The organism is Roseovarius sp. BRH_c41 (genome assembly GCF_000961715.1).
Lineage (GTDB): Bacteria > Pseudomonadota > Alphaproteobacteria > Rhodobacterales > Rhodobacteraceae > Roseovarius.
Window position 1 is genome coordinate 1 of the sequence record NZ_LADY01000005.1, and the last position, 6,362, is coordinate 6,362.

6 protein-coding genes are annotated in these 6,362 nt (G+C 61.4%); 4 read left to right on the forward strand and 2 right to left on the reverse strand.

Annotated elements, in window-relative coordinates; all coding sequences use genetic code 11:
* Nucleotides 1-8 precede the first annotated feature (8 nt).
* Nucleotides 9-905 carry an acetylglutamate kinase gene (argB, locus tag VR71_RS01700; protein WP_045680656.1) on the reverse strand — a complete coding sequence of 299 codons (897 nt, stop codon included), beginning with the start codon at nucleotides 903-905 and terminating at the stop codon, nucleotides 9-11.
* A gap of 128 nt (nucleotides 906-1,033) precedes the next feature.
* Between argB and VR71_RS01705 the strand changes: the two genes are divergently transcribed.
* Entirely contained in the window at nucleotides 1,034-1,765 is a 732-nt protein-coding gene (locus tag VR71_RS01705; protein WP_045680657.1) for an SDR family NAD(P)-dependent oxidoreductase, read from the forward strand.
* A gap of 55 nt (nucleotides 1,766-1,820) precedes the next feature.
* Here the strand turns inward: VR71_RS01705 and VR71_RS01710 are convergent, their stop codons facing one another.
* Nucleotides 1,821-2,300, reverse strand: coding sequence for a fasciclin domain-containing protein (locus tag VR71_RS01710; RefSeq protein ID WP_045680658.1), 480 nt, complete (start codon nucleotides 2,298-2,300; stop codon nucleotides 1,821-1,823).
* Nucleotides 2,301-2,683: 383 nt separating this feature from the next.
* Here VR71_RS01710 and VR71_RS01715 point away from each other — a divergent pair, with 383 nt between their 5' ends.
* The 3 genes from VR71_RS01715 (at nucleotide 2,684) to msrQ (ending at nucleotide 5,757) form a co-directional block, all read left to right on the forward strand.
* On the forward strand, nucleotides 2,684-4,177 hold the full coding sequence (locus VR71_RS01715; protein ID WP_045680659.1) for an FMN-binding glutamate synthase family protein: 1,494 nt from the start codon (nucleotides 2,684-2,686) through the stop codon (nucleotides 4,175-4,177).
* Between the two features lie 75 nt (nucleotides 4,178-4,252).
* Nucleotides 4,253-5,155: a protein-methionine-sulfoxide reductase catalytic subunit MsrP gene (gene msrP, locus VR71_RS01720; RefSeq protein WP_045680660.1), complete on the forward strand. Its 903-nt coding sequence runs from the start codon at nucleotides 4,253-4,255 to the stop codon at nucleotides 5,153-5,155.
* Nucleotides 5,155-5,757: a protein-methionine-sulfoxide reductase heme-binding subunit MsrQ gene (msrQ, locus tag VR71_RS01725; protein WP_045680661.1), complete on the forward strand. Its 603-nt coding sequence runs from the start codon at nucleotides 5,155-5,157 to the stop codon at nucleotides 5,755-5,757. The genes msrP and msrQ overlap by 1 nt, the downstream gene beginning before the upstream one ends.
* The last annotated feature ends 605 nt before the right edge of the window (nucleotides 5,758-6,362 follow it).

Consider the following 6,362-nt stretch of genomic DNA (forward strand, 5'->3'; position numbering starts at 1 on the left):
CGCGGCGCTCAGCGGGCGCGGGGGTTTTGCACCCGCGGGCCAGCCTCGCCCCGGATGAGCGAGCCAGCGCCATGTTCGGTGAACAGCTCGAGCAGCGTGGCGTTGGGCGCGCGTCCGTCGAGAATGACCACGGCGCGCACGCCGCCGTCGATGGCGGCAAGGGCGGTTTCGGTCTTGGGGATCATGCCGCCCGCGATGACGCCGTCGCGGGTCATCTGGCGGATTTGCTCGGCGCTGAGTTCGGTGACAACCCGGCCGTCGCCATCGCGGACGCCGTCAATATCGGTGAGCAAGAGCAGGCGGTCGGCCTTGAGGGCGGCGGCGATGGCCCCGGCGGCGGTGTCGCCGTTGATGTTGTAGGTCTCGCCCTCGCGGCCCGCGCCCAAGGGGGCGATCACGGGGATCATGTCGGCGGCAAAGAGCGTGTGCAGGATGGTGGGGTCGATCTCGGATGGCTCGCCCACGAGGCCCAGATCAGGATGCGAGGGGGTGCAGGTGATGAGGCGGGCATCCTTGCCCGACAGACCCACGGCGCGTCCGCCCTGGCCGTTGATCGCTGCCACGATGCGTTTGTTGACCTGACCCGAGAGGACCATTTCCACCACATCCATGGTGGCGGAATCGGTCACGCGCTTGCCGTTGACGAAGTCTGATTTGATCTCGAGTTTTTCGAGCATCTGATTGATCATCGGCCCGCCGCCGTGGACAATCACCGGGTTGACGCCGACCTGCTGCATCAGAACCACGTCGCGGGCGAAGGTTTCCATCGCCTCGTCGCTGCCCATGGCGTGACCACCCAGTTTGATGACCACGATGGCCCCGGTGTAGCGTTGCAGATAGGGCAGGGCCTCGGAAAGGGTGCGGGCAGTGGCGATCCAGTCGCGATTCATGTCTCTGGCCTTCATGCTGGTCTCCAACGCGGGGTTGCAGACCTCAATACAATCTGCGCGGGGTGGTGCCAAGGGCCGTTGCGGCGCTGCTGCAACGGGCTAGGCTCCTACGCAACGAAATTCGTGACTGAGAGAGGTGCACCATGTCCGAGATCAAGACATTGCTGTTGACGGGGGCGAGCCGCGGGATCGGGCATGCCACGGTGCGGCGCTTCAATGCGGCGGGTTGGCGGGTGATCACCTGTTCACGCCAGCCCTTTCCAGAGGAATGTCCCTGGGGAGGTGGGGCGGAGAACCACATTCAGATGGATCTGGCAGACCCGCATGATGTGATCGCCAAGGTCGACGTGATCCGCGAGCGGTTGGGCGGGCGGTTGGATGCGCTTGTCAATAATGCGGGGATTTCGCCCAAAGGGCCGGAGGGGGAGCGGCTGGATACGTTCACCACGGATTTGCGGACCTGGGGGCAGGTGTTTCACGTCAATTTCTTTGCCTCGGTGGTTCTGGCGCGCAGTCTGCGGGGTGAATTGGCGGCGACGCGCGGCGCGGTGGTGAATGTCACCTCGATTGCCGGGAGCCGCGTGCATCCCTTTGCGGGCGCGGCCTATGCCACATCCAAAGCGGCGCTGGTGGCGCTGACCCGCGAGATGGCGCATGATTTCGGGCCTCTGGGTGTCCGGGTCAATTCGATCGCACCCGGGGAGATTCGCACCGCGATCCTGTCATCGGGCACGGATAAGCTGGTGGAGAGCATCCCGATGCGGCGGTTGGGGGAACCCGATGAGGTGGCGAATACGATCTTCTTTCTCTGCTCGGAAGGGTCATCCTATATTTCGGGCACGGAGATCGAGATCAACGGCGCACAGCATGTCTAACGGATACGGGGCGGCCATTCAGCCGCCCCGTCGCGTCGGTCCGTGAGCGTTTCGATTACTTGGGCATGATCACGGTGTCGATCACATGGATCACGCCGTTGGTGGCCTCGATATCCGCCTGCACCACTTTGGCGCTGTCGACGGTCACGCCATCACTGGTGCCGATGGTGACCTCGCTGCCCTGAACGGTCGCAGCGGTCATGCCGTCCGAGAGGTCGGTCGACATCACCTTGCCCGGCACCACATGATAGGTGAGGATGGCGGCCAGCTTGTCCTTGTTCTCGGGCTTGAGCAGGTCTTCGACCGTGCCTTCGGGCAGGGCCGCGAAGGCGTCGTTGGTGGGTGCGAACACCGTGAACGGGCCGTCGCCCTTGAGCGTGTCAACGAGGTCAGCGGCCTGCACGGCGGCGACGAGGGTGGAAAAGCTCTCGTTGCCCGCTGCGATATCGACGATGTCTTGGCCGTGGTTGTCCGCAAAGGCGGGGCCAGCCATCAGGGCGGCTGCGGTCAGAGCGAGATAGGTTCTGCGAAACATGTTTGCGTCTCCGTCTATAAGATCAGTTTCAATGACCCCGATGTCGGGATCATGCCGGGCTTACGGCGGGAGGCAGGTATTGGTTCACCGGGGGTTTCCGCCGACGCAGTTTGACGCGCGGCGCGGGCCCGCTAAGCCAAGGCGCTTTGAAACATCCAATCACGTTTTTGTGAAGACGCGGAAAATCTCCTGCGGTTTGGGGGGGATCCAGCCGGGTTTCCTGCCGCCTCGGCGGGGGGCGGGCGATTGGCCCGATCCTCGCCAAGACGAGTTGAAATATGGGCTGCGAGCGTGTTTTGCCAGCTTGTTTGGCGGGTCCGAATAGCGCAGTTTGCGCGCGACGCCCTGAAACGGGCGAGGGTAGGGATCATTGGAGATTTCAGATGGGGTATGTGACGCAGATCCTCGAGGTTTTGGCGCTGTTGTTCGTCTTTGCCTTGGGCGCGGTCGTGTTCATGGTTGCGGTGTTCTACTTTCTGGACAGGACCCAGCCCGGCGATGCGATTCGGCGCAATTATCCGGTGATTGGCCGCTTCCGGGGGTTGTTCACCAAGCTGGGCGAGTTTTTCCGTCAGTATTTCTTTGCCATGGACCGCGAGGAAATGCCGTTCAACCGCGCGCAGCGCGATTGGGTCAGCCACGCGACCAAGGGCGCGGGCAATACGATTGCCTTTGGCTCGACCCGTAATCTGGGGGTGCCGGGCACACCGATTTTCGTGCCCGCAGTGTTTCCGCCGCTCGACGATCAGTTTGCCATGACGGCCCCGATGCAGATCGGGCCGACGGCGGCGATTCCCTATATGGCCAAGTCGATTTTCAACATCTCGGGCATGAGCTATGGCGCGATTTCGCGCCCGGCGGTCGAGGCGCTGAGTCGGGGGGCGGCCAAGGCGGGGGTTTGGCTGAATACCGGCGAAGGGGGGCTGAGCCCGTTTCACCTGATTGGCAATTGCGATCTGGTCTATCAGATCGGCACCGCCAAATATGGCGTGCGCGATGCGCTGGGCAATCTGAGTGATGCGCGGCTGCGCGAAGTATCTGACAACCCCAGTATCAAGATGTTCGAGTTGAAGCTGGCACAGGGCGCCAAGCCCGGCAAGGGCGGCATTCTGCCGGGTGAAAAGGTCAACGCCGAGATCGCGGCCATTCGCGGGATCGAGATCGGCAAGGATAGTATTTCGCCCAACCGCCATGCCGATATCAATGATTACGGCGAGTTGCTGGATGTGATCGGTCATATTCGCGCGGTGACGGGTCGCCCGGTCGGGTTCAAGACGGTGATCGGCTCGTCCGAGGCCTGGGAGCCGCTGTTTGAGATGATCATGGCGCGCGGGCCGGACAGCGCCCCGGATTTCATTGCGATTGACGGGGGCGAGGGCGGCACCGGGGCGGCCCCCATGCCGCTGATGGATCTGGTGGGCATGCCCATTCGCGATGCACTGCCGCGCATGGTGGATCTGCGGGATCGTTATGGGCTGAAGGATCGGATCAGGATGATCGCGGCCGGCAAGCTGATCAATCCCGGTGATGTCGCCTGGGCGATTTGCGCAGGCGCGGATTTTGTCACCTCGGCGCGCGGTTTCATGTTCAGCCTTGGCTGCATTCAGGCGCTGAAGTGCAATCGCAACACCTGTCCCACCGGCATCACCACCCATGACCCCTATTTGCAGCGCGGTCTGGTGGTCGAGGACAAATACCTCAAGGTTGCCAATTACGCCAAATCGGTGATCAAGGAGGTTGAGACCATCGCCCATTCGGTGGGGGTCGCCGAACCGCGCCTGATGCGGCGGCGGCATGTGCGGCTGGTGCAGGCGGATGGCACGTCAGTGGCCTTTAATAAAATCCGGCCAAGTTACAATTCGGACGCGGTATTGTGACCGGATGTTGAAACCCTGCGGTGGCGAGGACCGTGTCTGTCTCTATATAGTGGAGTGACCCATAGGAGAGATGACATGGCCCATCGCTGGATTAACACGCTGAGTGACACGGATGTGACGCCTGAGGTGGCGTTTCTCAATCGCCGCCAGATGATCGCCGGGGCGGCGGCTGGCGTAGGCCTGAGCCTGATGGCGCAGCGCGCGCGCGCCGAGACCCTGGAGCCCAACAACTGGGACGATATCACCACCTATAACAACTATTATGAGTTTGGCACCGACAAGGGCGATCCCGCGCGCAATGCCCGGACGCTGACGACCAAACCCTGGAGTGTGACCATCGACGGGCTGGTGGACCGGCCGGGTGACTATGCCTTTGACGAGATCATGGCCAAGATGACGATCGAAGAGCGGCTTTACCGGTTCCGCTGTGTCGAGGCCTGGTCGATGGTGGTGCCGTGGAACGGGTTTGAGCTTGCCGATCTCTTGGAACTGGCCGGGGTGCAGAGCGGCGCGAAATATGTGGCGTTTGAGACGGTGCTGCGGCCCGATGAAATGCCGGGGGTGCGGTATCCGGTGCTCGATTGGCCCTATGTCGAGGGGCTGCGTCTGGATGAGGCGCTGCATCCGCTGACGATCATGGCCACTGGTATCTATGGCCGCGACATTCCCAATCAGAACGGCGCGCCGCTGCGTCTGGTGGTGCCGTGGAAATACGGGTTCAAGTCGATCAAGTCGGTGGTGCGGATCACGCTCACGGATAAGGAGCCGCCGACAAGCTGGAACAAGGCCAATGCCGGTGAATACGGGTTCTATAGTAATGTGAATCCTGAGGTCAGTCACCCGCGCTGGTCTCAGGCCACGGAGCGGCAGATCGGTGGCGGGCTGTTTTCCTCACGCGTGCCCACGCTGATGTTCAATGGCTATGGCAATGAGGTGGCGGGGCTCTACGCGGGCATGGATCTGAAAAAGAACTTTTGATGGTGCAGGACCGGATCAACGTGCTGGCCCGGCGGGTGCCGGTTTGGGCGGTGTGGCTTCTGGCGCTCGCGCCGGCGGTCTGGACCTTTTATCTCGGCCTCACCGGCGGGCTGGGGGCCGAACCGATCAAGGCGCTGGAGCGTGAACTGGGCGAGATCGCGTTGCAGTTGGTGATCCTCGGGTTGTGCATCACACCGCTGCGGCGGCATCTGGGGGTGAACCTGATCCGGTTTCGCCGGGCGGTGGGATTGCTGACCTTCTCTTATGTCTGTCTGCACCTCTTGGTTTGGCTGGTCCTCGATGTGCAGATCCTCGCGCAGATCTGGGCGGATATCGTAAAGCGTCCCTATGTGACGGTCGGCTTTAGCGCGTTCCTTTTGATGATTCCGTTGGCGCTCACGTCGAACGACCTGTCGCTGCGCCGGCTGGGGCCGCGATGGCGGCAGTTGCACAAGCTGACCTATGGGGTGGCGGTGCTCGGCGCGGTGCATTTCATCTGGCTCAGCAAAGGCTTTCAAATCGAGCCGCTGATCTATCTGGCGGTGATTCTGGCCCTTTTGGCGCTGCGTTGGCGGCCATTGGCTCGGATTCGCAGCGCCTGAGTCCTCTGCTGCGGGGGGAATCCACCGCCTCTTGGGGGTAAGTCTGTGGATAACCCTAGATGTGGGACTTCGCCCTGTGACAGCCGGGTAAGATTGTTGCGCCCAAGCGCCGAAATCTTGGCATAGTTTCCCGTAACCTATTAATATTCCCTGCAAATCCGGGTTTTTGAAAAAAAGATGACAAAAGCAAAAAAAGGGGGTTGCGGGTCTGAGCCTCTAACCGTAAATACCCCTTCACCGGCGCTGCTGAGGCGGTTGTTGGGACGCGGGACGGACTTGGGGCGGTGCTCTTGGGAAGGCTGCGGGACGAACTTCGGAGGTAAGGTTGGCGGGTTGCGCTAGGTAGATTGGCGCTTCCGGTTGATTTTGTCTCGACGCTCTTTGAAAATTTGGTAACTGAAGAGATATGTGGGCGGTTTGGTTCATTTCGATGGATCAACGTCTGTATATCAACGCTCTTAGGGTTTCGGCCCGATGATGGAGTGTCAGCTTCACTGTCTTGTATGGACTTCGTTTCTTTGGAAACGATGTACATCAGACAGATGACTTTCAATGCGGTCGTTTCCTTAGCCGGGTCGACCATGCTGCGGAGCGATTGGGGGTAG